The organism is Vannielia litorea, assembly GCF_018424695.1.
Lineage (GTDB): Bacteria > Pseudomonadota > Alphaproteobacteria > Rhodobacterales > Rhodobacteraceae > Vannielia > Vannielia litorea_A.
In genome coordinates, this window is record NZ_QTNQ01000009.1 from 72205 (window position 1) to 97934 (window position 25730).

Genomic DNA, 25730 nt, shown 5'->3' on the forward strand with positions numbered 1-25730 from the left:
ACGAGGGTCAAGCACGTGAAGGCGATCGGACAATCGCTGGTGTTTCGCGTCGCGGTGATGCTCACCGTGGCGCTTCTTCCCGTGGGCATCATCGCCTTGATGCAAACGGCCAACGTGTCCCGGCAGGCCGATGAGCTCAATCGCTCGGCGCTCTTCGGACAAACCGTTGCCGATGTGGAAGAGATGCGCGACATGATGCACGGAGGCTTCGCCTCTGCCCGGGTGCTGGCAACTTCTGTGGTGGGCCTTCGCGGTGATCCGGAAGCGTGCTCGAGCCTTATGCAGCAGCTCACCGAGCGCAGTGTCGTTTATACACTGGCCATGTTCGTCGACACTCAGAACGTGACGACATGCAACTCTCGCAGCGAGACATTCGACATCACCGGTTCGGAGTTTGCCGCCACGATGGCGGAAGACAGGGTGCCCATGGCCGACTTGCTGCAACGCGGGCGGGTGACAGGCAGCGAAGTGATGGTGTTGGGCTATCCTGTTTACGAAGACGGCACCTATCTCGGTTTCGTCTCGATTTCGATCGAGAAAGAAGACCTGACTGTTCAGCGCGATGGGGGCGACCCGGTCGGCGGTGACGGGGAGGTGATGCAAACACCGGTCGATCTGGTGACATTCACAAACAGTGGGCGCGTCCTGCTCTCCCGCAACGAAGGCGATGCCCTGGCGGGGGAACTGCCCGCTGAAAGCACCCTGGCAGAGCTGATTGACAGTGGCGCCACGACCGTCTCGGGCCACAGTGTCGCGGGGGAGGCGCGGATCTACACCTTCGTGCCGATCATCCCCGGCCTCGTCTATGCCATGGCGATCTGGGCCGACAAAACACCGGATGGCCTGAACTGGTACAGCGCTGCAGTCTTCCCGATGCTTATGTGGATCATCTCTCTGGGGGTGGCCTACATTGCCGTGCACCGTCTCGTGCTGGTCCACATCCGCCGCCTGCGGGCACGGATGATACGGTTCGCTGCCGGACACCGCAGCATTCATGGTGAAAGTAAAATTTCAGATCGCGCCCCCTCTGAATTGCAGGAGATGAACGAGACATTCTCAAGCATGGCTGAGACGATCCTGCGCGACGAGGCGGAGCTTGAAGACGGGTTGCACGAGAAAAACCTCCTGCTGCGCGAGGTGCACCATCGGGTCAAGAACAACCTCCAGCTCATCGCCTCGGTGATGAACATGGAGATCCGCAAGGCCGAAGGGGAAGAAGCCCGCACCACACTGCGCCGCATCCTCGACAGGGTGCTGGGCCTCGCGACCGTCCATTCGAGCCTGTATCAGACGTCTCGCCTCTCCGTTGTCCACGCCGACCTGCTGCTGAATGCGATACTGCGCCAAACCCTCTCAACGGCCCTTCCCAAGGACGCCGGCGTGAGCCCGGGAATGGACATCGCAGGGCTGACGCTGGCCCCCGATCAGGCGGTGCCGATTGCCTTGCTGACGACAGAAGCCGTGACCAATGCAACAAAGCACATGGGGCACCCTGATGGGCCCGGAAGCGCATGGCTACAGATCAAGCTGGAAGAGTTGGAGCCGGAGGCCTCCGAAGCAGAGCCCATTCCCGACGAAGACGAGGATGAAACCCTGTGCTCGCGCGCGCGCTTGACTGTTCTCAATTCCAAGGGCGCGCCGCTGAGCCGGGACTACACACCGCCCTCCAGCAACGGCCTTGGCAGCCAGCTGATCCGGGCCTTCGCGGCGCAACTCGGTGGCAAATTGGAACTGGATCAGGATGACGAAACCTTCAGCCTTGCCGTTACCTTTCCGATCGAGGCGCAGCCCGAGGGTGAGCCTGATGCGCCGATTGCGCCGGGAGAACGCACGGTGGCGCCGCGTGATCTGCCCGAGAACCTCCGAAAGGAAGGCACGGCGTGACTGCTGCGGGCGACAAGGCCCGCACGCCTGACTGGGGCAGTGCGCCACACCTCCTCATTACGGCGCGCGAGGCTTACCCGGAGTTTGAGCGACTGGTACTGTCGGCGAAGACGCGCGTGAACATGAGCTTCCGCATCATCGACCTTCGGACGAAGCTTCGCAGTGAGGAGGGACAGGCAATCGGCACCACTTGGGCCGATCTCCTGGCCCATGTCCTGCGGCGCGGCGTGAACATTCGCATCGTTGTTTCCGATTTCGACCCTATCGGCGCGCCAGACCTGCATCGCGGAACGTGGCGAACGATGCGGCAATGCGCGGGCCTGCGCGAGATCGCAGGAGAAGGCGGGGCGGGTACACTTGAGGCGATCGCTGCACGTCATCCTGCGCGGATCGGTAAGGTGCCCGGCATGCTTCTCTGGCCCGTTGCGGCGTGGAAGCTGCGCCACGCCGTCCAGATGCTGAACGACCTTCCCCAGGGCGAGCGCAGTCGGTTCATTACAGAAGCCCCCCGTCTGCGCCCGCATCTGAAGGTGCCGGACGACGAAGCTGGCGTGGTCAGAGCAGATTGGTGGCACAGTTTCCGGATGACACCGGTGACCCATCACCAGAAACTGGCCGTGATTGACGGCAAGGCCCTCTATGTTGGTGGGCTGGACCTGGACGAGCGGCGCTGGGATACGCCGGGCCACGATCAGCCCGCCCGGCAAACCTGGCACGATGTCCAGATGCTGCTCCACGATGAAACGATCGCAAGAACTGCCGAGCGCCACCTGGATCACTTCACGAGTCAGACTGCCGGAGAGGGGCCCGCGCCGGAAGGGGTGGATGACGGAGCATGCGCTACCAGCGGCACACCGCGCTTTCTAACCACTCTGTCGACCCCGGCCCGCTTTGCACCGTTCCGCTTCTCCCCAAAAAAGCTTTCATCGGGGCTGTTCGATGCCCATGTCGCCCGCGCCGGGGAGGCGCGGCAGTTCATCTATCTCGAGACGCAATTCTTCCGGGATCGCAAGCTGGCACGCCGCCTCGCCCGGAGAGCGCAGGAGGAGCCCGGGCTGAGGCTTCTGCTCGTTCTACCAGCCGCGCCCGAAGAGGTCGCATTTTCCAGTGGTGGCGCGGATGCCCGCTTCGGTGAGTTCCTCCAGTCACGTTGCCTTCGCATCCTTCGCAAGGGCTTCGGTGACCGCTTTTATGCGCTGTCACCCGCTCAGCGGCGTCGTCCCGGTGCGGCAGAGGAGGAAGCCGGTGCGGAAGCTCTTGGCACGGAAGACGGGTCCGGTCGAGAAAACGGCGGACTGGGGCGGGTGGCCCTGCGCGGTGCCCCGATGATCTACGTCCACGCCAAGCTCTCCGTCTTCGATGACAGGGCGGCGATTGTCTCCTCGGCCAACCTGAACGGGCGCAGTCTCCGATGGGACACGGAAGCAGGTGTCGAGGTGGCCGCAGAAGAGACGCAGAACATTCGAGAGCGTGTGCTGTCACATTGGTTTCCGACCATTGATGGTGAGGCACGTGCCCTGATGCTCAACCCGGCATCCGCTTTCGAGGCCTGGATCGCCCAGGCCCGCCGCGATGCGGATCGTTTGCCCGAGGCGCGCGAAGGCTATCTGCTTCCGCATGATATTCGACCTGCCTCGCGCTTCGGCATGGCCGTGCCCGGTATTCCTGAGGAAATGGTCTGAACGGAAAGGCCGTTCCCGGGCCTCAGTTTCCCTCGGCAATCTTTTCGGCCACAGTGTCATCCAACTCCTGCCGCCGCTCCGCGGCCTCGCGCACCTCTTGGTCAGGCTTCATCAGGTCTGCCACCAGAAGCACCCAAAGCAGCACCGGAATGGCGACGAAGCCACCCAACGGCCCCCAGATCCACAGGAAGAAAACAAGCGACAGGAAAATCAGCAGCGGGTTCATGTTGAGCGTCTTGCCCACCAGGGAGGGCGTAACGAACTGGCCCTCGGTCACGTTCATGCAGACGTAGACGCACATGGGCACAACGGACATGAAGCCGTCGAACGCCACGATGCCGCCCAGCAGTAGAACGGTCGCAAAGACCGCTGGCCCAAGGTAGGGCACGAAATTTACGGCAAAGGCAGCAATCCCCCACATGATGGGAGAGGCCATGCCCAACATTACCATCGCCGCAGCCACGGCGAGCCCCAGGCATGCATTGATGAGAGTGATCGTGATGAAATAGCGTGACACCATGTGCTCGGCCGTCAGGAGCGATGCCTTGTAGCGGTCTCGCGACTCCAGATTGCGCCCGCCCAGGGCCTTCGCACCCCAAGTGTAAATGCTGTCCCGGGTGAAGAGGAAGAAGAACAGCACGCCGGTGAAGATCATCAGCTGCGCCGCAATGGTTGGTGCCATCGCAATGGCGTCGATGGCAGACGGCAGGGCAAGCGAGGACTCCTGCTCCTCTCCATCGTTGGCGCCGTCCGGGCTGATGGCCTCCTTGACGTCTTCCGTCATCTCGTTGAGGCCGCGCAGGGCGTCTTGAAGCTGCCTCAGCGTCTCCTGCAGTTCGACCCACACAAGCGGCAGCTTCTCCAGTGCCCTCCAGATGAACGGCTCCAGCAGGAGCGCAATGACGGTGAGGGCAACCAGGGCAAAGGCCAGAACCGCACCTGCCGCCGCCGACCTTGGCAGGCCAGCCCGCAGGAGCAGGCCGATGGCGGGTGAAAGGATCACCCCCGTGATGAGGGCCAGCACCGTTGGAGCCAGAAAGTAAGCCCCTTCCTTGAGCGCCGCGGTCGTCAGGATCGCGGCGATGATCGTCAGGGGGATCGAGATGGAGCGGCTGGCAATCACGTTCGGTATCTCCTCAGGGGCAAGGGCAGGAGGGAAAGGGCGGCAGCATGAATGTTACGCTAAAAAACGCCCCGGGGACGGATGTTTCCGATCCCCGGGGCACTCGCAAGGCGGAAGCGCCCCGCTGGACGAGGCGCTTCCAGGTTACTCGCATCAACCGTCTTCGTACTCGGGGAAGCTTTCCAGCTGCTCCTCGGTCGTGTTGACATAGGCGCGCAGATCATCGCCATCCGACTGCTGCTGCAGCGAGATGCCCTTGAAGCTGATCGCAACGGGCTTCTCGCCGATGCCCAGGAAACCGCCCACGTCGATCACCGCATCGGTGACAACGCCATCGGAGGAGATCAGGATCTCGGAGATCTCACCAACGCGGTTCTCGTTCGGGTCGTAGACGGCCAGGCCGGTCAGGTCTTCCGACGACAGTTCGGTGACCATCACTTCGGAATAGCCTTCACGGGTGAAGCCTGTCATGTCGCCTTCCTGCGAAGCGTCGGCCATCTCGGTTTCACCTTCAACGGCGGCTTCGGTGTCTTCGGCGGCGTCAGCCATCTCGTTACCGGCTTCTTCAGCGGCACCTTCGATTTCTTCGCCAGCTTCGGCCATTTCGGCTCCGGCTTCGTCGGCCGCCGCTTCGACTTCTGCACCGGCATCGGCCATCTCGGCTTCCGCTTCATCGGCCGCAGCGTCGATTTCGGACCCCGCCTCAGCGACTTCCTGCTCGACTTCCTCGCCAGCGTTTTCCATGGCGTCACCCGCCTCTGCCATCTCGGCTTCAGCGTTTTCACCGGCTTCTTCGATGTCCGCGTCGGCTTCGGCGACGTCGTCGGTCATCCCGGTGTCGGTCATCCCGGTGTCGGCGGCATTGTCTCCGGTCTCGGCCATTTCAGCCTCTTCACCGGGGGTTTCTTCCAGCGGAGTGGCCATGCTGCCGTCGGCAGCTTCTGCCTGCTCCATCTCAGCAGCGGGATCGGTGAATTCGAACGCGGGCGCCTGGTCCAGCGCTTCACGGCTCGAAGACACGGTGACGAAGTAGTCGCCGGGCGAGTTGCTGTCGGCGACGAGCTGCAGGGAGTCCATGGTCAGGGCCACGGGCTTTTCACCCATCCCGAGGAAACCGCCCACGTCGACGATGACGCCTTCGACTTCGCCGGTGCGGGCCAAGATCACGTCGCTGACCTCACCTATGTCATCCCACTCGGCGTCAGCCTGTTCGACGCCTTCTTCGCCGTATTCCATCTCGCCGGACATGGCGTAGACGCGCTTGCCGATGAAGTCACTGGCCATCACGTCCTTCGGGTCGGCGGTTTGGATGAAGCCGCCATCGGCCATCATCTCGGTCCCGGCCTCGGGTGCGGTTGTCTCTTCTGCCGTCGTGGCGTCCTGCGCGAAGGCAGGCATGCACAGCGACGCGGTGAGCGCGGTTGTTGCAAGAATGCGTTTCATTTGGTCTCTCCGGTATTTCTGGTTTCAGAAACTGCGGCGCTTGGCCGCTTGTGGAGAATGAACCGGAGCGGAAAGGGATTGTTCCTGAGATAAAGCCGGGAAACGAAGGGAACAAAAAACGGACCGGTGCGTTTCGTGGGACTTTCCTGATTTCACAAGCGGTAATCCGCCGATGCATTTGGCCAGAACAAAAAAGGGGCGCTGTGCGAGCGCCCCTTTTTCTATCTTTTTATTGCCACTGACGTTCAGGGCGTGCGACCCCGCATTGCCCGGGCAACCATGGCCACCACGAACAGGATGAGGAACACGAAGAACAGCACCTGAGCGATGCCAGCACTGGCGCTGGCAATGCCACCGAAGCCAAACAGTGCGGCGATGAGTGCGATCACGAGGAAGGTAAGGGCCCAACCAAGCATTTTCTTTCCTTTCATTCTATGTGCATTGGGGAAGAGTTTTCCCGCGTCTTGTCTCCACAACAGAGATTAGTCGGAGCAGGTTCCCGAAATTGTTTTCACATCCCCATTGGAACCTTCCAGGCAGAACGCGGTTGAATTGTCGAATGACACATCCGAATTGAAAAGGAGACGTCAAATGGCACAAGCCAAGACGACCGCAGACAGTACCTCCAGCTCATCGAAGCCGGAAGATGAAGTTTCGGCCCAGATTGCGGCCCTCAAGTCCGACATTTCCGCCCTGACGAACGCTGTGGCCGAGCTTGGCCGCGCCAAGACATCGGAATTTCAGAGCTACGCCAAAAGCAAGGCGTCCGAGGCCAAGGCAAAGGCCCATGAAGGTGCCGACTACGTGAAGCACAACGCCGAATATGCCTACGGGCGTGCCAATGATTTTGTCACCGAGCGCCCGGCCACTGCCATTGGTATCGCTGCTGCCGTCGGTTTTCTGATCGGCCACTTTTCTTCCAGGAAATAACATGCTGGCCCGTTTGCAAATGAGCCTGGCGCACGCCATGCGCCGGGTCGCCTTTTCCGCCGGTGCAGGCATCTGCTTTCTCGTCGGCGCTGCCTTCATGACGGTGGCTGGCTGGATCTACCTCGTCGAGACGACATCCACCCAGACGGCAGCTCTCATCGTGGGCGCAGTCTGGCTTGCGCTCGGGTTCGTGTTGCTCGGAATGTCCCGCATCCGTCGCGTTCCCCCGGTGCCTGTTGCCCAGCCCACGCCCGTTGCCGGCCCACTCGGCCTTGCCGAAGCGTTCATCGTGGGCCTTCAGGCCGGGCGTGGCACATCTAAGGGGAACTAGACCATGGCCACGGCATGCGACAATTGCCCGCTTCGGCGCAAACCCATCTTCAAACAACTCTCCGACCGGGAGCTGCGCTTCATGAGCGAGTTCAAATCGGGAGAGCTGAGCGTGGAGCCTGGCACGCCCATCCTGATGGAGGGATCGAACAGCCCCCAGCTCTACACCACGCTGCGCGGCGTGGGCCTGCGCTACAAGCTGCTGGAAAACGGCGACAGGCAGGTTGTCAACTTCGTGTTCCCCGGTGATTTTCTGGGACTTCAGGCCGCCGTTATGGGGGAGATGGGTCACTCCGTTGAGGCGACAACGGCGATGACTTTGTGCGTCTTCGATCGAGGCGCGTTGTGGGATTTCTTCCGTGCCCACCCCGAGCGGGCGTTTGACGTTACATGGATCGCTGCAGAAGAGGAGCACTTCCTCGGCGAAGCTCTGTTAAGCGTTGGCCAACGCAACGCGGTTGAAGCCATTGCCTGGGCGCTGGTGAAGCTGCACCAACGTGGCGAAGCGCTGGGGATGACGCGCAATGGCGAAATGACATTGCCGTATCGCCAACAGGACTTGGCGGATGCCCTCGGGCTGTCACTCGTGCACACGAACAAGAGCCTCGCCAAGCTGCGAGACCGCCAGTTGGCGACGTGGCGCAATGGAAAGCTGTTCCTCCACGATATGGACGAGTTGCGAAACATCGCCGGGATCGAGCAGGAAGAGCCGCGCGTTCGCCCCCTCATGTAACCCTGTCAGCGGGCCGCTGAGCGCGCTGCGGCAAGCGCTTCGCGCAACGTGCCCATGTCACCGACATGATTGGCGAGGATGAGGATGAGCCTCGCGTTGAGTGCGGCGCTCTGGTCTTCGCTCAGCCCGTCGTGTGCGGCGATGAGTTCGGCATAGAAGCCATCGGGGTCGGAGATGTTGGGGTCTGTTCTCAGCATATTGTCACTCCATGGCCAAGGCGTGCCGCAGCGCGTGTGCCACCTCTGAAGGGTCCGCATGATGCCAGCGCGCAGCTACGTGCTGATCGGGCCGGAGCAGGTAAACGGCCTTCGTGGCTGTGCCGAGATAACGCTCTGCGAACGCCTCGGTCGCGCCAGCCTCGGTTTCGACCGTCACACAGGATACCGGCACGGGCAGGTCATCGGGGGGGGCGTGGCTCTCGCAATTGATGTGCAGCAGGGTGAAGCCGCCCTGTTGCAACCGCGACAGCAGGAACCCCTCCGACAGCGGCGCATCGGGGCAGGGTGCCCCGGGCCGGGTGCGGGCCGGGCCGCCCGGAAGCGCGTCCGGACCGTTCAAAGGCCCGTGGTCATAAACGCAGGGCAAGGAGAGCCGACCGGAGTTGACGAGCGGGCGGGCGAAGGCGTGGTGTTCGGCCAGGTCCAGCACTGCGTTGCGGAACAGGTGGCTGACGGGCGATTTCGGGGTGATGAAATCTGTGGAGCGGGTCGAATTGAGAATGTTCTCATCCGCACCATGGCGCCGCTCGGCACAGTAGCTGTCCAGCAAGGCGTCGGGCGCCTCGCCGCGCAGCACCAGCCCGAGTTTCCAGCCCAGATTGTCCGTGTCCTGCATGCCGGAATTGGCGCCGCGCGCGCCGAATGGGCTCACTTGATGGGCACTATCGCCTGCAAAGAGCACCCGGCCATGGCGAAACGCCTTCATCCGGCGGCACTGGAAGGTGTAAATCGATGTCCAGACGATATTGTATGACACATCGGTCCCGAGCATCGCATCGAGCCGGCGGCGCACGTTTTCTTCTTTCAGCTCTTCCTCGCGGTCCACGTCCCAGCCAATCTGGAAGTCCACGCGCCACTCGCCGTCGGGCTGCTTGTGCAGCAGGGTGGACGCGCCAGCGCCGTGGGACGGCTCGAACCAGAACCAGCGTTCGGTCGGGAAGGGGGCATCCATGGTGATATCGGCGATCAGGAAACTGTCCTGAAAGACCCGGCCTTCGAAGTCCAGGCCCATCAGTTTTCGGGTCGGCGAGCCAGCCCCGTCGCAGGCCACCACGTAATCGGCCTCGATCTGGTAGGGGCCGTCGGGAGTCGTGATATCCAGCGTCACGTGGCTTTCGTGTTGGGTGAGCCCGTCGAGCCGGTTGCGCCCGCGAAGCTCGATTTGCGCGCCAGCTGCGTTGGCTTGCCGGATGCGTTCAACGAGGAACTTCTCGAAGTACGGCTGCTGCAGGTTGATGAAGGCCGGAAACTTGTGGCCTGCCTCGGGCAGCAGGTTGAACTCGAAGACCTTGCGATCTTCGTGAAACACCTTGCCGAGGTTCCAGACGACGCCCTTTTCAAGCGCCTGCTCCCCGAAGCCGTAGCGATCTGCGATCTCCAGGCACCGCTTGGAGAAGCAGATGGCGCGCGAGCCCTGGCCCACGCCCTCGTGGTCATCGAGCACAACAACGGGCAGGCCCTGCAAGCCGAGGTCCAGCGCCGTGGCCAGCCCGATGGGCCCGCCGCCGATCACCACGGCGGCGTGGCGCACCGGCTTGGAGGCCTGCTGGTCGGCGTGTTTTTCGTAAGGGTAGAGCTTGAAGGCTAGCTGGTAACGGTCGTGGATCATCTTGTTCCTCCCGGGATGTGCACCTGAAGGTGCACCCTGCGTGGCGTGCTGCGGCTCAACCCTGCAATGCAGCCCACATCTCCTTGTCGCGCTCGGCGGTCCAGATGCGCGGCGTGTCGATGCCCTGTGCCTCGTCGAAGGCGCGGGCGACGTTGAAGGGCAGGCAGTGCTCGTAGATGGCATAGTCGGCGAACTTCGGGTCACATGAGGCGCGCACGGCGTCCCAGGCCTCCTTCAGCGTCCCGCCCCGGGCCGCGACCTTTGCGGCGGGGGCATAGGTGGAGGCGACGAAATCGCGGGTGTTCTCGAGGGCGGCGTTGACCATCTCCTTGCCCACGAGGGCGTCGCCCCGGCCCGGTGCGATGGCGTCGAGGTCGTAGGCCTTGATCGCATCGAGCGTTTTGCCCCAGTCGCCGAAGTGGCCGTCGCCGCAGTAGCAGGCGGAGTGGTATTCGACGATATCGCCGGTGAACATGACGTTCTGGTCGGGCACATGCACCACGATGTCGCCCGCCGTATGAGCGCGGCCAAGCTGCATCAGGTCGACCCGGCGTTTGCCGAGAAACACGCTCATCCGGCCGGTGAAGGTAGTGGTGGGCCAGGTCAGGCCGGGGATGCTCTCGTGGCCCTCGAAGAGGCGCGGGAAGCGGTCAAACTCGCTGTCCCAATCCTCTTGCCCACGCTCTGCAACCATGCTGCGCGCGGTGTCGGACATAATGATCTGATCGGCCCCGAAGGCCGAGGCGCCGAGCACCCGGACGGCGTGGTAGTGGGTGAGCACCACGTGGCTGATAGGCTTGTCGGTGACCGAGCGGACGCAGTCGATCACCTTGTTTGCAAGGCGCGGGGTGGCCTGCGCCTCGACGATCATCACGCTCTCGTCACCGATGATGACGCCCGAGTTGGGGTCGCCCTCTGCGGTAAAGGCATAGAGGCCCTCACCGACTTCGGTGAAGCTGATTTTCTTTTCGGTCATGTCTCCGGCGGAGGCGAAGGCTTTGGCCATGGTGCGTTTCCTTTTCTTCATGCCGGCGGTGTCGCGCGTCCGGCAGGGTATTGAGAGCACGGGGTGCTCAGGGTTCGAGAAATTCAAGGCGGTTGCCGAAGGGATCTTCGGAGAAGAAGCGTTTGCGGTCGGGGATGCTTTCATCCCAAGCCACCGGGTGGCCCGCCGCCTGCAGGGCCTGAGCGGTTTGCTCTGCGTCGGGCGTGGTAAGGCCGGGGTGGGCCTTCTTTGCCGGAGCGAAGGGCGTTTCGACGCCCAGGTGCAGCTCGGCCCCGGCAAGCTCAAACCAAAGTCCGCCGCGCGCCTTGAGCGCCTCGGGCTTCTCCAACTCAGCCAGTCCGAGAATGCCGCACCAGAAGGCGCGGGCTGCCTCTTCCTCTCCGGCAGGCATCGCCAGTTGCAGGTGATCTAGCCCAAGGGTCATGGCGCAACACTCGGCGCGAAAACTGCCGCCTTGATATAGGCTTGCGCGGCCCTGCGTGCTTCTGTGCGGCCATGAAACGTGTGCACTACGGTTATTGGGTGGCGCTGGCCGTTACGGTGGCCATGGCGGCGGTGCTGCTGTGGTGGGGGCGCGAGCCGATCTGCAAATGCGGCTATGTGAAGTTCTGGCATGGCGCGGTCGTGTCGAGCGAGAATTCGCAGCACATCACCGACTGGTATACGCCGAGCCACATCATCCACGGCCTGCTGTTTTACGGCCTGCTCTGGCTGGTGGCCTGGAAGCTTCCGCTGGGCTGGCGCTTTGCGATTGCGACGGCGGTCGAAGCGGGCTGGGAGCTTTTGGAGAACACCGACAAGGTGATCGAGCATTACCGAAGCGTCACCATCTCGCTCGATTACTACGGCGACTCGGTGCTGAATTCGGTGAGCGACATCGCGGCGATGTGGGTTGGCTTTGCGCTGGCGCGAAAGCTGCCCGTTTGGGCCAGCGTCTTGCTGGCCCTGGCGTTTGAAGCCTTCACAACATGGATGATCCGCGACGGACTGGCCCTGAACGTGCTCATGCTGCTTTACCCGCTGGAGGCGGTGAAGGCGTGGCAGGGTGCAGGTTAGGGCCATGCGATCGCCGGAAGGATCTTGCCAGTACATTCTCCGAAGCCCACGCGGTATCCATCGCCTTCACAATGGCCTGCCAGCGTGAGCGTGTCGCCATCTTCGATGAAGGTGCGGGTCTCGCCGGTGTCGAGAGGCAGCGGCTCCTTGCCGCCCCAAGTGACTTCGAGCAGGGAGCCGTAGGACGATTTTTCGGGGCCCGAAATGGTGCCCGAGCCAAGCAGGTCGCCTGCGTTCATGGCGCAGCCGGAGGTGCTGTGATGGGCAAGCTGCTGGGCGGCGGAGTAATACATCTCGCTGTAGTTGGTGTTTGAGAACACCGTCGCCTTGGCCGCGCCCTCGGGCTGGATCGAGGCCGAGAGCTTGATATCGAAGAGGCCGGGGCGGGGCTCTTCGAGGTAGGAAAGCAAGGGCTTCTCGCGCTTGGGGGTGGAGCAGCGGAAGGGCTCCAGCGCGGCGGTGGTCACGATCCACGGGCTGATCGTAGTGGCGAAGGCCTTGGCCTGGAACGGGCCGAGGGGCTGGTATTCCCAAGCCTGAATGTCGCGGGCGGACCAGTCGTTGAGCAGCACGTAACCGAAGATCATGGCCTCGGCCTCGGCCACGCTGACGGGCTGACCCATCTCGGAGGAGGTGCCGACCACGGCGCCCATCTCAAGCTCGATATCAAGGCGTTTGCAGGGGCCGAAGCTGGGCAACTCGGCATCGGGCGCCTTGGTCTGGCCGTTGGGGCGATGCACCGGCGAGCCGGAGACGACCACGGTGGAGGCGCGGCCGTTGTAGCCGATGGGGATGTGGAGCCAGTTGGGCGGCAAGGCGTTTTCGGCCCCGCGGAACATGGTGCCTACGTTGGTGGCGTGCTGGCGGCCTGCGTAGAAGTCGGTGTATTCGGAGACGAGGAAGGGCATGTGCAGCTCGGCCTCGGCCATCGGCACCAGCATGGGCCGCAGGGCAGCGGCCTTGGCGGAGCCTTCGGAGAGCAGCTCGGTCAGGGTGGCGCGCAACTCGCCCCAGGCTTTGGGCCCGAGCTCCATCACTTCGTTCCAGAACGGCACGTCGAAGACCGGCACATCGGCGAGGGTGACGAGGCCAGCTGCTTCGGCAGCTTCCATGTCGAGGATCATGTCACCGATGGCGACGCCGCAGCGCGGCTCTTCGCTGCCCACGGAGAAGACGCCGTAGGGCAGGTTGTTGAGCGGGAAGGGGTGGTTTTCGGCGTTGGCCGAAGTGACCCAGCTTTTCATCAGGGGCATTGTGCGCGCATTCCTTGGGGTAATGATGTTTCGCCCACCCTACGCCGGGCGCAGGGTGGGATGAACCGGCCGACGTTACTTCTTGCCAGGGGTTCCGTCGAACTTCTTGGCCAGCGTCTCCCAGCAGTCGATGTAGTTGTCCTGCAGGGGCGCCTCATCGGCGGCGAAGGCCGTGAGGTGCTGGGGGAAGCGGGTTTCGAACATGAAGCTCATGGTGTTGTCGAGCTTTTCGGCCTTCAAGTTGGCGTTGGAGGCGCCTTCGAAGGCGTCACGGTCGGGGCCGTGAGGGAGCATCATGTTGTGCAGGCTCATTCCGCCGGGGACGAAGCCCTGCGGCTTGGCGTCATACTGGCCGTAGATGTTGCCCATCAGCTCGGACATGATGTTCTTGTGGTACCACGGCGGGCGGAAGGTATCTTCGGCCACCATCCAGCGCTCGCGGAAGAGGACGAAGTCAATGTTCGCCGTGCCCGGCACCCCGGACGGAGCGGTGAGCACGGTGAAGATCGACGGGTCCGGGTGATCGAAGAGGATCGCGCCGACGGGGCAGTAGGTGCTCAGGTCGTATTTATAGGGCGCGTAGTTGCCGTGCCAGGCGACGACGTCGAGCGGGCTTTGCGCGATCTTGGTTTCATGGAACTGGCCGCACCATTTGATGGTGAGGGTGGAGGGCACCTCGCGGTCTTCGAAGGCGGCGACGGGAGCCTTGAAGTCGCGCGGGTTGGCGAGGCAGTTGGCGCCGATGGGGCCACGGCCCGGCAGCTCGAACTTCTGGCCGTAGTTCTCGCAGACGAAACCGCGGGCGGGGCCTTCCAGCAGTTCGACCCGGTAGACGAGGCCGCGGGGGAGGATGGCGATCTCCTGCGGGGCCAGGTCGATCACGCCGAGCTCGGTGGCAAAGCGGAGCTTTCCCTCTTGAGGAACGACCAGCAACTCGCTGTCGGCGCTATAGAAATAGGCGTCTTCCATCGAGGCGGTGACGAGGTAGATGTGGCTGGCCATGCCGACCTGCGTGTTCACGTCGCCCGCCGTGGTCATGGTGCGCATGCCGGTGAGCCAGGTGAGCGGTTCGTCGGAGTGCGGCACCGGATCCCAGCGGTACTGGCCGAGGGAGGTGACGTTGTCGACCACGTTGGGGGCGGAGACCCAGTAGGGCAGGTCGATCCGCTCGTAGCGGTGAGAGTGTTTGACGGAGGGCCTGATCCGGTAAGTCCATGTGCGTTCGGGCGGATCGGCGGTGAAGGCGGTGCCCGAAAGCTGCTCGCCATAGAGGCCGTAGTTGCACTTTTGAGGCGAGTTCATGCCCTGTGGCAGAGCGCCGGGCAGCGCCTCGGTTTCGAAGTCATTGGCGAAGCCGGGCATGTAGCCGGGGGTGGTGCCGATGTGGCTCGGAGCCTGGGTCAGGCCGGCGGGCTTGGATTGGTCGTTCATGGCGCGTCCTCCTTGGCGCGGTGATAATAGTTGAAAATGTAACTAACAAGAGGCATCACGAGAGAATGAGCTTTGATCTGACAGACTTCCTTCCCTACCTGCTGAACCAGGCCGCCGAGGCCGCGAGCCTTGAATTTCAACGGGAATACAAGGCGCGCTACGGTATGCTTCGCACCGAATGGCGGGTGCTGTTTCACCTCGGGCGCTACGGCGAGATGTCGGCGCGAGACATCGTGGAGCGGGCGATGATTCACAAGACGAAGGTGAGTCGGGCGGTGGCGGCGCTGGAGGGGCGGCGGTTTCTGACCCGGCGCGAGGTGGAGGAGGACCGGCGGCGTGAGGTGCTGTCGCTGACCGCTCAGGGGCGTGACGCGTTCACGGAACTAACGGCACTGGCGGAGGCCCATGACGCGACCCTTTTGCGCGGAGTGCCTGAGGCCGATGCAGAGGTGGTGCGCCAGGTGTTGCGGCAGATTGCGGGGCTGTAACGGGGCAGCCCCTCAAGGCCCTTCGGCCTTTCCTAGCAGCTGCGAAGAGGGCCGAACGGACCGATGAGCTGCACGGCGGGTCAGCCGAAGGCGGCGGCCAAGGTGGCATGGGCCTCGGCATAGGCTCGCAACTTCTCGGCCACCTCCGGCGTGGGCGGGGCGGAGCGGCGGGTGGCCATGTCGATGTGCAGCAGAAGCTGGGTGCAGGTGGCGGAGAGGGTGTTGCCGACCCACATCTCGTGGTGCAGCCTGAGCTTCTTGCCCTCGGCGAGAAGCACGGCGGTGCGCACTTCGCAGGCCTCGCCCGCGTGCACCTCGGTGAGATATTTGATGTGGTTGTCGACGGTAAACCAGCTTGCCCCCTGCGCACCCGGGCTGTCGGGGCCCATGCCGATGGTGACAAGAATCGTGTCGCCCGCGTCCGACCAGAGCTGGCCATAGCGGCTTTCGTTCATGTGTCCATTGTAGTCGGTCCAATCCACCGGGATCGTCCGGCGCAGGGTCAGGAGCGGCTCAGGGCCCGGCGGCGGGGGCGGTGGGGTGATGGATTTGTCATGCGTGTTCAGCAGCTTGCCCGCGCCGGCATCGCGCTGCTTGAGGGCGCGGAGGAGGGCGACGAGGTTGTCATCGCGCAGGGTCGTCAGCTCGGCAGTGGTCATGTGGCCCGATTGCGCATCGGATTGCGCGGCGATCTTTTGCACCAGCGCATCATCGAGGTCGGGAACGTCGGTCAGGTGGCTCCAGGGCCATTTGAGTGCGGGGCCGAACTGGGCGAGAAACTGGGCAAAGCCGCCATCGCCGCCGCCGAGGCGGTAGGTCTCGAAGAGGCCCATCTGCGCCCATCGGAGGCCGAAGCCCATGCGGATGGCCTCGTCAATCTGCTCGGTGGTGGCGACGCCGTCGTTGACCAGCCAAAGGGCCTCGCGCCAGACGGACTCGAGCAAGCGATCCGCGATGTGGCCGTCGATTTCTGCTGAGATCTCAAGCGGATACATCCCGATACTGCGCAACAGTTCGGCAGCGTTGCCGGTGTGTTGCCCGACCAGCTCGACCAGCGGGATCAGGTAGACCGGGTTGAACGGATGGGCGACGATCACCCGGCCCTTGCCCTCGTTGAGCGCGGTCGGGGTGAAGCCGGAGGTGGAGGAGGCCAGCACCGCATCAGCCGGGGCGTGGCGCTGCACTTCGGCCCAGATTTCATGTTTCAGATCAAGGCGTTCTGGCGCGCTCTCCTGCACCCATGTCGCGCCGTCGGCGGCCTCTTCCAAGGTGACGAAACTCAGCGCTCCTTCGGGCGGCAAGGCAACCTCGGAGAGCATCGGAAGAACCCGGCGGGCGGCGTTGAGCGTGGCCGAAAGCCGGGCCTCGGCGCCCGGTGCCGGATCGTGCACTGCAACATCCCAGCCCGCAAGCAGGAAGCGGGCGGCCCATCCGGCGCCGATGACGCCTGTGCCGAGGATCGCGGCCTTCAGCGGCATCGCGTGCGCTCGACCATGTAGCCCTCATCCCACCAGAACAGGTGATCGTCGGCCGAGAGCATGAGCAGCACATCGCGCTCATAGCTTTCGCCTTCGCCCATGCAGCTCATCGTCACCGACCAGGCGGAGCCGGAGGGGTGCGGCTCGGCCACCACGATATCACAGCCGTTCTCGTAACCCAGGAACTCGGTGTCAGCCAGGTAGATCGGCGCCTCGGGCACTTCCCCTTGCGTGTTTGCGCACCAGGCCGGGTCTGCGGCCCAGTATCCGGCCCAGGGCGGGACTTCGGCGGCGGCGGGTGTGGCGAGGCATGCGAGGGCAAGGGCAATACGTTTCATCGAATAGTCTCCCTGAAATGGTTTACGAAATCTCTAAATGGTGGCGCGTTTGGTGAGAGACAGCTTGTCACGCATTTCCTGCGGCGTCATCACCCGAGCCCCGAGGCTCTCGATCACCTGCACCGCCCGCTCGACGAGCTGGGCGTTGGTGGCCAGCTCTCCGCGTGAAATCATCAGATTGTCTTCCAACCCGACACGGGCGTGTCCGCCCGCGAGGACCGCGGCGGCGACATAGGGCATCTGATCGCGCCCAAGGGAAAAGGCGGAGAAGGTCCAGCCCTCGGGGATGCCGGAAACCATGGCGTTGAAGGTCGTCAGATCGTTCGGGGCACCCCAGGGCACGCCCATGCACAGCTGCACCAGTGCGGGGTCTTCGATCACGCCTTCGAAGACAAGCTGCCGGGCGAGCCAAAGGTGGCCGGTGTCGAAGGCCTCTATCTCGGGTTTGACGCCGAGGTCGGTCATGGCCTTCGCCATCGTGCGGAGCATGCCGGGCGTGTTGGTCATGACGTAGTCGTTCTCGGCAAAGTTCATGGTGCCGCAGTCGAGGGTGCAAATCTCGGGCAGGCACTCGGCCACGTGGGCCACACGCTCTTGGGCGGTGAGGATCACGCTCTCCTGCGAGAGAGGCAGAGGCCGGTCGGGCGGGCCGAAGATGACATCACCGCCGAAGCCGCAGGTGAGGTTGATCACCATGTCGGGCTCGAGGTCGCGGATGCGCTCGACGGTTTCGCGGAAGAGGGCGGGGCTGTGAGCGGGTGCGCCAGTTTCAGGGTCGCGGACGTGGACGTGGACGCAGGCGGCCCCGGCGAGTGCCGCGTCACGGGCGGCCTCGGCAATCTGCTTTGGCGAGCGGGGGACGTGGGGCGAGCGGTCTTGCGTGCCACCCGCGCCGGTGAGGGCGCAGGTGATGAAGACCTCGCGGGACATGGTGAGCGGCATCGGTTGGTCCTCCCTTTGGAAGGAGGTTAGGGACGATGTCGCCTCGGCGCAATCACTTGAGGCAATCCGCGTAAGTGGCTGCGATATTTTGCAGAAGCTGGGTGTACTGCTGCGGGCCGGGGGCGATGTCACGGCCCAGGGGATCGAGGAAGTGGGCCTCGAGCGCCGTGCCTTCGGTCAGCGTGGCCACCGTGGCCTCTTTGGTTTCGGGCTCGGTGATGAGGCAGGTGATCCCGTCCTCCGCGGCCTCACGAACCTCTTCCATCGCACGAGGCCCGGCCGCGCCGCCGTCGATGCCGGTGAGGGCTTGGGCAGGGGCGAGGTGGAAGCGGGCCTCGAAATAGGCGAAGGCCCGGTGGGTGGCGAGGTATTCGCGGCCCTCGAAGGGCGCGAGGGTGGTTTCGATCTGGGCGGTGAGCGTGTCGATGTTGGCAATCGCGGCTTTGGCGTTGCTCTCGTAGGTTGCCGCGTTGTCGGGATCATGTTCGGCGAGTTCCTCGGCGATCAGCGCGAGCCAGGTCTTGGCGTTTTCGGGCGAGAGCCAGACGTGAGGGTCTTCGGGGCCGTGGTCGTGGTGATCGTGGCCGTCTTCGGCGTGGTCGTGATCTTGGTCGTCGTGGGCTTCCTCGGCATGCGCCGCATGGTCGTCGTCATGCCCCTCTTCGGCGTGCTTATCGTGGTCGTGATCGTGCCCCTCTTCGGCGTGCTCATCGTGGTCGTGGTCATGCCCCTCTTCGGCATGCTCCTCGTGGTCATGATCGTGGTCATGGCCTTCCTCTGCATGATCCTCGTGATCGTGGCCCTCTTCGCCGTCATGGGTATGCGGCTCGGAGTCGGCGGTGTCGATGATGAGTGTGCCGGGGGCCGTCATCAGGGCGATGACATGGGCGTTTTCGCCAAGAGTTTCAAAGGGCTTTTCGAGGGCGGGTGACATCGCCGGGCCGATCCAGAAGATCAGGTCGGCCTCCTGTGCGGCACTGGCCTGCGAGGGGCGCAGCGAGAGGCTGTGGCCGGAGCCGCCCTGATCGAGCAAGAGGGTCGGGGTGCCGACGCCCTCCATGACCTGCGCGACGAGGGAATGGACCGGGGGCAGGTCGGCGATGACCTTGGGGTCTGCCAGCGCGGGCGTTGCAATGATTATGGCGGCGAGGGAAGGAATGAGGCGCATCTGGGTCTCCGATATGAGTCGGAGCGGGTGTAGGTGTAATGATATAACATCGCAAGTCGTTAATTGGCGATGATCGGCGCGACTGGATGAGAGTCGCGCCGTAAGTTATTGTTAAATCATCCTTCCAGCACCACCAACGCGTGGCGTTTCTTGCCGGCAGAAAGCTTCACCGGCGAAGACAGAGCGGCGGCGTCGAGCATCAGGCCCGCGTCGGTGAGCGGGGCATCGTCGATCCGGGCGCCGTTGTCGGCGATCAGGCGCTTGGCTTCCTTGCCGGATTTGGCGAGGCCGGAGCGGGTGATGAGCTGCACCACCGAAATTCCTTCGGCCACTTCTGCCGCCGTCACGGTGAGGGTTGGCAGATCATCGCCCACGCCGCCCTTCTCGAAGACTTCGCGCGCGGTGGCCTCCGCCGCCGCTGCCGCCTCGGCGCCGTGGCAGAGGGTTGTCACCTCATTGGCCAGCCGGATCTTGGCATCATTGATCTCCGACCCTTCTAGCGCGCCGAGCCTTTCGCATTCATCAACGGGAAGCTCCGTGTAGAGCTTGAGGAAGCGGCCCACGTCGGCGTCGGTGGTGTTGCGCCAGAACTGCCAGAACTCGTAAGGGCTGAGCATGTCGGCGTTAAGCCACATCGCGCCGCCCTGGCTCTTGCCCATCTTCTTGCCGTCCGAGGTGGTCAGCAGGGGCGAGGTGAGGCCGTAGATCTCGTGGTCGAGCACGCGGCGGGTGAGGTCGATGCCGTTGACGATGTTGCCCCACTGATCGGACCCACCCATCTGGAGCAGGCAGCCGTAGCGGCGGTTGAGCTCCAGAAAGTCATAGGCCTGGAGGATCATGTAGTTGAATTCGAGGAAGCTGAGCGATTGCTCGCGGTCGAGCCGCGACTTGACGGACTCGAAGCTGAGCATCCGGTTGACCGAGAAGTGCCGACCGATATCGCGCAGGAATTCCAGATAGTTGAGGCCATCGAGCCACTCGGCGTTGTTGAGCATCAGCGCATCGGTGGGGGCATCGCCGTAGCTGAGATACTTGGCGAAGACGCTCTTCATCGAGGCGATGTTGTCGTCGATTACTTCGGGCGTCAGCAGCGGGCGCTCATCGGCGCGGAAGCTCGGATCGCCCACCTTGGTGGTGCCGCCGCCCATCAGGGTGATCGGCTTGTGGCCGGTCTTTTGCAGCCAGCGCAGCATCATGACGTTCAGCAAGTGGCCGACGTGGAGCGATTTGGCCGTGGCATCGTAGCCGATATAGGCCGGGACCACGCCTTGAACCAGTGCTTCGTCGAGGCCCTGATAGTCGGTGCAATCCGCCAGGAAGCCTCGCTCTATCATCACGGCCATGAAGTCCGATTTGGGGTGGTAGGTCATCGCTCTTTTCCATGTTGCGAAGTGGATTGAGCCCCCCTCATACTGGCAGGCAGGCAAGAGGGGAAGGCCATGTTGAAAAAGGCCAAGGGACAGGCCCGCATGAGGGCATTGGGGGCGATGAGCGGCACCTCGCTGGATGGCGTGGATGCGGCGGTAATCGAGACCGACGGGGAGGAGATTTTTGGCTTTGGGCCAAGCGCTTACCGCGAATACTCAGGGCCCGAGCAGGCGGCGATCCGGGCCGCGCTGGGGCGCTGGCCGGGCGAGGCGGGCGTGGCCGAGGCGGCTGAGGTGGTGGAAACCGCCCATGGGGTGCTGCTGGAAGAGCTGATCGACGGCGTTGATATCGTTGGCTTTCATGGCCAGACGCTTGCGCATGATCCGGGCGGGCGCGGCACCCATCAGGCAGGCGACGGGCGGGTGCTGGCGGAGGCGCTGGGGCGGCCTTTGGTCTGGGATTTTCGCAGCAGCGATGTAGACATGGGCGGGCAGGGCGCGCCGTTGGCTCCGGCCTATCATTGGGCGCTGGCGCGCTGGATCAAGGCGGAAAATCCCCTTGTTTTCCTGAACCTTGGCGGCGTGGGCAACGTCACATGGATCGACCCGGCCCGGGGGCCGGAGGCGATGCTGGCGTTTGACACCGGGCCTGCGAATGCACCGGTGAACGACCTTGTGGCCACGCGGCTTGGGCTGGCCTTTGACGAGGGCGGACTCCTGGCCGCGAAGGGTGTTGTGGATGAGGCGGTTCTGCAGCGGTTCGCGGCGCATCCCTACTTCTTCAAGCTGCCGCCGAAGTCTCTCGACCGGGGTGATTTTCATGCGCTTTCTCAGGAGGTTGCGGGCTTGTCGGACGCGGATGCGGCGGCGACTTTGACGGCGGCGGCGGCGCTTGGGGTGGCGCTGGGGCAGGAGCATTTTCCGGCGCCGGCGGAGCGGGTGCTGGTGACGGGCGGCGGGCGGAAGAACCCGGTGCTGATGCGGATGATCGCGGAAGGCCTCGGCTGCCCGGTGATGCCGGTGGAAGAGGTGGGCCTCGACGGAGATATGCTGGAAGCTCAAGCCTTTGGCTACCTCGCGGTGCGTGTGGCCAAGGGCCTGGCAACCTCCTGGCCGGGCACCACCGGCGTGCGGGCGGCTGTGGGCGGTGGCGTTGTGTCGGAACCCTCCGGGAGCTTTGCATGAATGCCATGACGGCGTGCCGACTGGGCGCATTAACCGTTATGAGATGCTATGCAGAACTGATGCACATTCGATGCACATCCTATGCATATGCACTTTTGCAAAGCCCCGGCAGGTAAATCCGCCGCGCGGCCTGCATGACGGCATTCGTCACGTGACCCCCGGCAGGTTCCGGCGCTAGCACTCGTGGTCAAGGTGAAGGGCCTTGGACATGAGGAGACGACAATGAGAGTTCTGGGAACGGTTCTGGCGGTGCTGGCCGCCTCGGCGATGATTGCCAGCGCGGGTCAGGCGGCCCCCGTGGCGAGCGCAAAGAGCCACGGCTATCGCGGCGAGGATGCGGCGAAGTATCAGCGGCTGGTTGGCAAATACAGCAAGCAGCGGTGTGGCGCGCTGGCGAAGGAATATGGCAAGGCCGCAAAGATTGCGGGCAAGGGCGCCGCGAAGGGCAAGGGCCTTCAGGTTGTCGGCGCCTTGATCGGGCGCGGCAAGAAAGCCGGGATCGCAGCCGAGATTGGCGGAAACGTGGTGCAGGATGCCGCTATCCGCCGGGATGCGTCGCGGGCGGTCTACGTGGCCAAGGGCTGCCGCTGAGAGGTTTCAGGTACAGAAATCGGAATGTCGCTGAGTGGTCAGCGGAGGCTGCGGATGTAGCCCCGCGTGAAGGCGGCATAGCCCGGGCTCACTTGCTGGAGGTGAGCCCGGGTTTTTTCGTGGAAGGCGGGCAGCGCATGGAAGGGCACTGCCGGGTAGGCGTGATGCTCGGCGTGATAGGGCATGTTCCAGGCCAGCGCTCGGACGAACCGGGTGGTCAGCGTGGTGCGGGTGTTTGCGAGCATGTTGGCGACCGGCGGGCAGAGGCCATGCTCGGCCAGCAGGTAAAGCCGCAGGGCGGGCTGGCCGATCAGCAGCGGCAGGAGCCAGAGGGTGAACGCCTGAGCGGGCCAGAGCGCGAGCAGCGCGGCATAGGCGGCGATATGGGCGCGGGCCTCCCATGTGACGGCAGCGCGCTTGCGCTCGGGCACGTAGCTGGCGGTTTGCCCGAGGGCGTTGCGGGCAAGCACGGTGAGGTTGCCGCGCCAGTAGCCCCATCCGGTGAGGTAGAGCGCCATGGCGGCGCGGGTGCCGGGCCGGGGGTGGCCCGCGATCTCGGGGTCGCGCGCCGGGTCTCCCGTGTGGCGGTGGTGCGCGAAGTGGAAGTGGCGAAACCACAGGAACGGCAGCAGGATCAGCGCGCCGGTGGCATGACCCGTTGCCTCGTTCAGCCAGCGGCTTCGGAATGGCGTGGCGTGGGTGCACTCATGTTCCAGCGTGAAGAGAAAGCTGAGCGCGATGCCATAGGGCAGGAGCATCAGCCACCAGAGCGGCAGGGCGGCTGCGATGTAGGCGGCCATCAGGGCAAGCGCGCCGAGCTGCGCCGCGAGGCGGGCGAGGGCCGGGCCGTTGCGCCGGGCGGTGAGGCGGGCGCGCTCTTCTGCCGAAAGGGTGGCGAGGAGGGCCTTGTGATCCATCGGGCGGTTCATCCTTCGGGGATGTCGAAACCGGGCGGCGCGAGGGTGAACCCTTCGAAGGAGAAGCCGGGCGAGACGGTGCAGCCGACGAGAGCCCAGCCCTCTGGCGCGGCCTCGGCGGCCTGCCAGTGGTCTTTGGGCACGATGAGCTGGGGCGCTCCTGTGGCGAGGTCAGGACCAAGGGTGTGGCGCGTGGCGGGGCCGGTTTCGGATTCCGCAAGGCGGAGGGTGAGGGGGGTGCCCGCGTAGAAGTGCCAGATCTCTGTGGCGTCGACCCGGTGCCAGTGGCTGCGTTCACCGGGCTTCAACAGAAAATAGATGCAGGTGCCGGAGGGGCGACCCGTGGCGGGTGTTTCGACCCATGTTTGCCGGTAGTGGCCGCCCTCCGGGTGAGGCTCCAGCCGCAAGCGGTCGATGATCTCTTGTGCGTCCATGGCGAGAGGCTAGCCTTGGGTGGAGAGAAGCGGAAGAGGTGCGCCATGGGCGAGCGGGTTGTGATTGTGGGCGGCGGGCTGATCGGGGCGAGTTGCGCCTATCGGCTGGCGCAGGCGGGCGCCGAGGTGGTGGTGGTGGTGGCCGGTGCGCCGGGCGGTGCGGCGACATCGGCCAGTTTCGGCTGGATCAATGCGAGCTTCTATCACGACGCGCATCACTTCGGGCTGCGGCAGGAGGCGATGGCGGCCTGGCACAGGCTCGAGGATGAGCTTGGGCGGCTGGTGGACTGGTCCGGTTGCCTGAACTGGGAGAGCGTAAGCGTCGCCGAGTTGGAGGGCTTCGGCTACCCGGTGGAAGCCTGGACGGGGGCGGAGCTGCGCGAGGAGGTGCCCGGGCTGGAGGCGGTGCCGGAGCGCGCGTGGTTCATGCCATCGGAAGGCGTGGTGGAGGCGGCGGCGGTGGCGCGGCATCTGCTGGAGGCCTCGGGAGCGCGGGTGGTGAGCGGGTGCCGGGTGGAGCGGATCGTCGTGGAGGCCGGCCGGGTGACGGGTGTGGCCGTGGCGGGCGGCGTGGTGGCGGCAGACCGGGTGCTGGTTTGCGCGGGCACGGGCGCGGCGGAGTTGGTCGAACCGCTCGGCGTGGCGCTACCGATGCTCACCCGGCCCGCGGTGGTGCTGCGGACAACGCCGGTGGAGATGCGGTTTGCGCCGGTTCTGGTGCCGGGCGGCATGGAGATCCGCCAGGATGCGGAGGGCTGCCTGATTGCGCCCACCTCGCCCAACCATCAGGCCGATGCCACCGAGGCGCTGCCAGAAAGCGCGGAGGCGATGGCGCTGGCCACGCTGGAGCGGCTCAGGGCGATGTTCCCCGGTGTGGCGATGGAGATGGCGGAGGCGCGGCTGGCGTGGCGCCCGGTGCCCGGGGACGGCCTGCCGGTGGTGGGCGCCTGCGGGCCGGAGGGGCTGTGGCTGGCGGTGATGCATTCGGGCGTGACGCTGGGGGCGCTGATGGGCGAGCTGGTGGCCGCCGAGATGGGCGGCGCGGTGCAGGAGCTTCTGGCGCCCTATCGGGCGGCGCGCTTCGGGTGATCCTTTTGGCGGCTTGCGCGTTGAAGCGGGAGCTTTGAAAAGGAGAATGCGATGCGCGATGTCAAAAAAGGCGACCGGGTGGAATGGGACTGGGGGCAGGGCGTGGCCGAGGGCCGCGTGCAATCGGTTCATGCAGAGACGGTGGAGCGCAAGCCGCAGGGCGAGGCGGTGACGCGCAAGGGCACGAAGGATGATCCGGCCCTATACATTGAGCAGGCCGATGGTGACATGGTGTTGAAGCTGGCCAGCGAGGTGCGCAAGGCGTGAGGCCCTGCGTCAGGGGAGGCTCACCGCCTCGAGAAGAGATTCTCCTGCCAATGCCTCGGGCGTGAGGCCGCCCCAATAGCCGGTGCGCAGCGCCTCGTAGGCGCGCTGGGCCTCCTCGCGGGAGGGGGCGGCGGCGCGGGTGTCTCCGAAGAGGGCGATGTTGATCTGGGCCGCGAGCAGGCCGTTCTGGGCGGTGATCTCTATCGCGTGGCTCTTGGTCAGGATGAGGCGCTGGGCGACGGTGGGCCGCTCGGTGACGAGATCGCGGCGGAAGCAGGTGAGCGCCGTGGCGCTGTGCGTGCCGTGGTGCGGCGGCGGGCAGTAGCGGGCCTGAAGCGCGGCGAGGCCGTGTGCTTGCCAGGGGGCTTCAAGCTGGGGTGTGAAGCGGGTGACGAGGCTCGCCTCGCCCAGCGGCGTGGCGAGATCGAAGAGCTCGACGGTGAGGGTTGCGGCGGGTTTGCAGGAGAGGTGGTAGGGGAAGGCGGCTTCGGCGGCGCAATCGGGATGATCGGTGCCGAAGAAGATGGCGTCGGCGCGGGCGATGCGGGCGAGTTCGGCATAGTCGCCCTTGAGGGTGAGCGCCTCCCAGATGGGTCGTGTGGCGAAGGTGAGGCCCTGCTCGGTCGTCCCGGTCTGGGTGAAGCCCTCGGGCAGGGTGAGCCGCGCGCGACCGTCGAAGAGGGGCTCGGCGGCGGCCTGGGTGGCGAGGAGGAGGACTGTGGTGATGAGGCGCATCGGTGAGCCGGGCTGCTGGGGTGCGCCCAGCCT

28 protein-coding genes are annotated in these 25730 nt (G+C 64.6%); 11 read left to right on the forward strand and 17 right to left on the reverse strand.

The window, feature by feature from the left end; translation table 11 throughout:
• Positions 1 to 15: 15 nt before the first annotated feature.
• Both DYI42_RS24570 and DYI42_RS05360 read left to right on the forward strand, forming a co-directional pair.
• Entirely contained in the window at positions 16 to 1884 is a 1869-nt protein-coding gene (locus tag DYI42_RS24570; RefSeq protein WP_213544892.1) for a sensor histidine kinase, read from the forward strand.
• The gene (locus DYI42_RS05360) at positions 1881 to 3566 is read left to right on the forward strand and encodes a phospholipase D-like domain-containing protein (protein WP_213544893.1); all 1686 of its coding nucleotides are present in this window, start codon (positions 1881 to 1883) and stop codon (positions 3564 to 3566) included. The genes DYI42_RS24570 and DYI42_RS05360 overlap by 4 nt, the downstream gene beginning before the upstream one ends.
• 22 nt (positions 3567 to 3588) lie before the next feature.
• Here the strand turns inward: DYI42_RS05360 and DYI42_RS05365 are convergent, their stop codons facing one another.
• The 3 genes from DYI42_RS05365 to DYI42_RS05375 form a co-directional block, all read right to left on the reverse strand.
• Complete coding sequence (locus DYI42_RS05365) at positions 3589 to 4689, reverse strand: AI-2E family transporter (RefSeq protein ID WP_213544894.1); 1101 nt, start codon at positions 4687 to 4689, stop codon at positions 3589 to 3591.
• 153 nt (positions 4690 to 4842) lie between these two features.
• Positions 4843 to 6132 carry a PRC-barrel domain-containing protein gene (locus tag DYI42_RS05370; protein WP_213544895.1) on the reverse strand — a complete coding sequence of 430 codons (1290 nt, stop codon included), beginning with the start codon at positions 6130 to 6132 and terminating at the stop codon, positions 4843 to 4845.
• A gap of 245 nt (positions 6133 to 6377) precedes the next feature.
• Positions 6378 to 6548, reverse strand: a complete 171-nt coding sequence (locus tag DYI42_RS05375) for a DUF1328 domain-containing protein (protein WP_213544924.1) — start codon at positions 6546 to 6548, stop codon at positions 6378 to 6380.
• Between the two features lie 175 nt (positions 6549 to 6723).
• Here DYI42_RS05375 and DYI42_RS05380 point away from each other — a divergent pair, with 175 nt between their 5' ends.
• From DYI42_RS05380 to DYI42_RS05390, 3 genes are read left to right on the forward strand one after another with little or no spacing between them, the layout of a single operon-like run.
• A complete protein-coding gene (locus DYI42_RS05380; protein ID WP_213544896.1) occupies positions 6724 to 7062 on the forward strand; it encodes a DUF883 family protein in 339 nt (112 codons plus the stop codon).
• 19 nt (positions 7063 to 7081) lie between these two features.
• Positions 7082 to 7393 carry a phage holin family protein gene (locus DYI42_RS05385; protein ID WP_213544897.1) on the forward strand — a complete coding sequence of 104 codons (312 nt, stop codon included), beginning with the start codon at positions 7082 to 7084 and terminating at the stop codon, positions 7391 to 7393.
• 3 nt (positions 7394 to 7396) lie between these two features.
• Positions 7397 to 8125: a Crp/Fnr family transcriptional regulator gene (locus DYI42_RS05390; protein ID WP_213544898.1), complete on the forward strand. Its 729-nt coding sequence runs from the start codon at positions 7397 to 7399 to the stop codon at positions 8123 to 8125.
• A gap of 5 nt (positions 8126 to 8130) precedes the next feature.
• Here the strand turns inward: DYI42_RS05390 and DYI42_RS05395 are convergent, their stop codons facing one another.
• The 4 genes from DYI42_RS05395 to DYI42_RS05410 all read right to left on the reverse strand — a co-directional run bounded on the left by DYI42_RS05395 (position 8131) and on the right by DYI42_RS05410 (position 11382).
• Positions 8131 to 8322: a DUF2783 domain-containing protein gene (locus DYI42_RS05395; RefSeq protein WP_213544899.1), complete on the reverse strand. Its 192-nt coding sequence runs from the start codon at positions 8320 to 8322 to the stop codon at positions 8131 to 8133.
• A 4-nt stretch (positions 8323 to 8326) separates the two neighbouring features.
• A complete protein-coding gene (locus DYI42_RS05400) occupies positions 8327 to 9952 on the reverse strand; it encodes an FAD-dependent oxidoreductase (protein WP_213544900.1) in 1626 nt (541 codons plus the stop codon).
• 55 nt (positions 9953 to 10007) lie between these two features.
• On the reverse strand, positions 10008 to 10958 hold the full coding sequence (locus tag DYI42_RS05405) for an MBL fold metallo-hydrolase (protein ID WP_213544901.1): 951 nt from the start codon (positions 10956 to 10958) through the stop codon (positions 10008 to 10010).
• Positions 10959 to 11025: 67 nt separating this feature from the next.
• Entirely contained in the window at positions 11026 to 11382 is a 357-nt protein-coding gene (locus tag DYI42_RS05410; RefSeq protein WP_213544902.1) for a VOC family protein, read from the reverse strand.
• Between the two features lie 71 nt (positions 11383 to 11453).
• On the opposite strand from DYI42_RS05410, the gene DYI42_RS05415 reads away from it, so the two are divergent.
• A complete protein-coding gene (locus DYI42_RS05415; RefSeq protein WP_213544903.1) occupies positions 11454 to 12014 on the forward strand; it encodes a DUF2585 domain-containing protein in 561 nt (186 codons plus the stop codon).
• On the opposite strand, the gene fahA is transcribed toward DYI42_RS05415, so the two are convergent.
• Positions 12011 to 13267: a fumarylacetoacetase gene (fahA, locus tag DYI42_RS05420; protein WP_213544904.1), complete on the reverse strand. Its 1257-nt coding sequence runs from the start codon at positions 13265 to 13267 to the stop codon at positions 12011 to 12013. The two genes, DYI42_RS05415 and fahA, sit on opposite strands and share 4 nt — an antisense overlap.
• 75 nt (positions 13268 to 13342) lie before the next feature.
• A complete protein-coding gene (gene hmgA, locus DYI42_RS05425; RefSeq protein WP_213544905.1) occupies positions 13343 to 14698 on the reverse strand; it encodes a homogentisate 1,2-dioxygenase in 1356 nt (451 codons plus the stop codon).
• A 65-nt stretch (positions 14699 to 14763) separates the two neighbouring features.
• Here hmgA and DYI42_RS05430 point away from each other — a divergent pair, with 65 nt between their 5' ends.
• Entirely contained in the window at positions 14764 to 15186 is a 423-nt protein-coding gene (locus DYI42_RS05430) for a MarR family winged helix-turn-helix transcriptional regulator (protein ID WP_213544906.1), read from the forward strand.
• An 80-nt stretch (positions 15187 to 15266) separates the two neighbouring features.
• Here the strand turns inward: DYI42_RS05430 and DYI42_RS05435 are convergent, their stop codons facing one another.
• The 5 genes from DYI42_RS05435 to tyrS all read right to left on the reverse strand — a co-directional run bounded on the left by DYI42_RS05435 (position 15267) and on the right by tyrS (position 20482).
• Complete coding sequence (locus tag DYI42_RS05435) at positions 15267 to 16664, reverse strand: carnitine 3-dehydrogenase (RefSeq protein ID WP_213544907.1); 1398 nt, start codon at positions 16662 to 16664, stop codon at positions 15267 to 15269.
• Entirely contained in the window at positions 16655 to 17002 is a 348-nt protein-coding gene (locus tag DYI42_RS05440; protein ID WP_213544908.1) for a hypothetical protein, read from the reverse strand. The genes DYI42_RS05435 and DYI42_RS05440 overlap by 10 nt, the downstream gene beginning before the upstream one ends.
• A 33-nt stretch (positions 17003 to 17035) precedes the next feature.
• On the reverse strand, positions 17036 to 17944 hold the full coding sequence (locus DYI42_RS05445; protein ID WP_213544909.1) for a 3-keto-5-aminohexanoate cleavage protein: 909 nt from the start codon (positions 17942 to 17944) through the stop codon (positions 17036 to 17038).
• Positions 17945 to 17996: 52 nt separating this feature from the next.
• Positions 17997 to 19112: a zinc ABC transporter substrate-binding protein gene (locus DYI42_RS05450; protein ID WP_213544910.1), complete on the reverse strand. Its 1116-nt coding sequence runs from the start codon at positions 19110 to 19112 to the stop codon at positions 17997 to 17999.
• Between the two features lie 116 nt (positions 19113 to 19228).
• Entirely contained in the window at positions 19229 to 20482 is a 1254-nt protein-coding gene (gene tyrS / locus DYI42_RS05455) for a tyrosine--tRNA ligase (RefSeq protein WP_213544911.1), read from the reverse strand.
• Positions 20483 to 20551: 69 nt separating this feature from the next.
• Here tyrS and DYI42_RS05460 point away from each other — a divergent pair, with 69 nt between their 5' ends.
• Positions 20552 to 21664: an anhydro-N-acetylmuramic acid kinase gene (locus DYI42_RS05460; protein WP_244867575.1), complete on the forward strand. Its 1113-nt coding sequence runs from the start codon at positions 20552 to 20554 to the stop codon at positions 21662 to 21664.
• Between the two features lie 222 nt (positions 21665 to 21886).
• Complete coding sequence (locus tag DYI42_RS05465; RefSeq protein WP_213544912.1) at positions 21887 to 22255, forward strand: hypothetical protein; 369 nt, start codon at positions 21887 to 21889, stop codon at positions 22253 to 22255.
• Between the two features lie 38 nt (positions 22256 to 22293).
• On the opposite strand, the gene DYI42_RS05470 is transcribed toward DYI42_RS05465, so the two are convergent.
• Positions 22294 to 23172: a fatty acid desaturase gene (locus tag DYI42_RS05470; RefSeq protein ID WP_244867576.1), complete on the reverse strand. Its 879-nt coding sequence runs from the start codon at positions 23170 to 23172 to the stop codon at positions 22294 to 22296.
• Positions 23173 to 23180: 8 nt separating this feature from the next.
• Positions 23181 to 23606: a cupin domain-containing protein gene (locus DYI42_RS05475; RefSeq protein WP_213544914.1), complete on the reverse strand. Its 426-nt coding sequence runs from the start codon at positions 23604 to 23606 to the stop codon at positions 23181 to 23183.
• A 45-nt stretch (positions 23607 to 23651) separates the two neighbouring features.
• Here DYI42_RS05475 and DYI42_RS05480 point away from each other — a divergent pair, with 45 nt between their 5' ends.
• Together DYI42_RS05480 and DYI42_RS05485 are read left to right on the forward strand one after the other, a co-directional pair.
• Positions 23652 to 24695 carry an NAD(P)/FAD-dependent oxidoreductase gene (locus DYI42_RS05480; RefSeq protein ID WP_213544915.1) on the forward strand — a complete coding sequence of 348 codons (1044 nt, stop codon included), beginning with the start codon at positions 23652 to 23654 and terminating at the stop codon, positions 24693 to 24695.
• A gap of 51 nt (positions 24696 to 24746) precedes the next feature.
• Entirely contained in the window at positions 24747 to 24962 is a 216-nt protein-coding gene (locus tag DYI42_RS05485; RefSeq protein WP_213544916.1) for a DUF2945 domain-containing protein, read from the forward strand.
• A 9-nt stretch (positions 24963 to 24971) separates the two neighbouring features.
• On the opposite strand, the gene DYI42_RS05490 is transcribed toward DYI42_RS05485, so the two are convergent.
• Positions 24972 to 25730 (reverse strand): hypothetical protein (locus tag DYI42_RS05490; protein ID WP_213544917.1); only part of this gene is annotated, 759 nt, incomplete at its 5' end.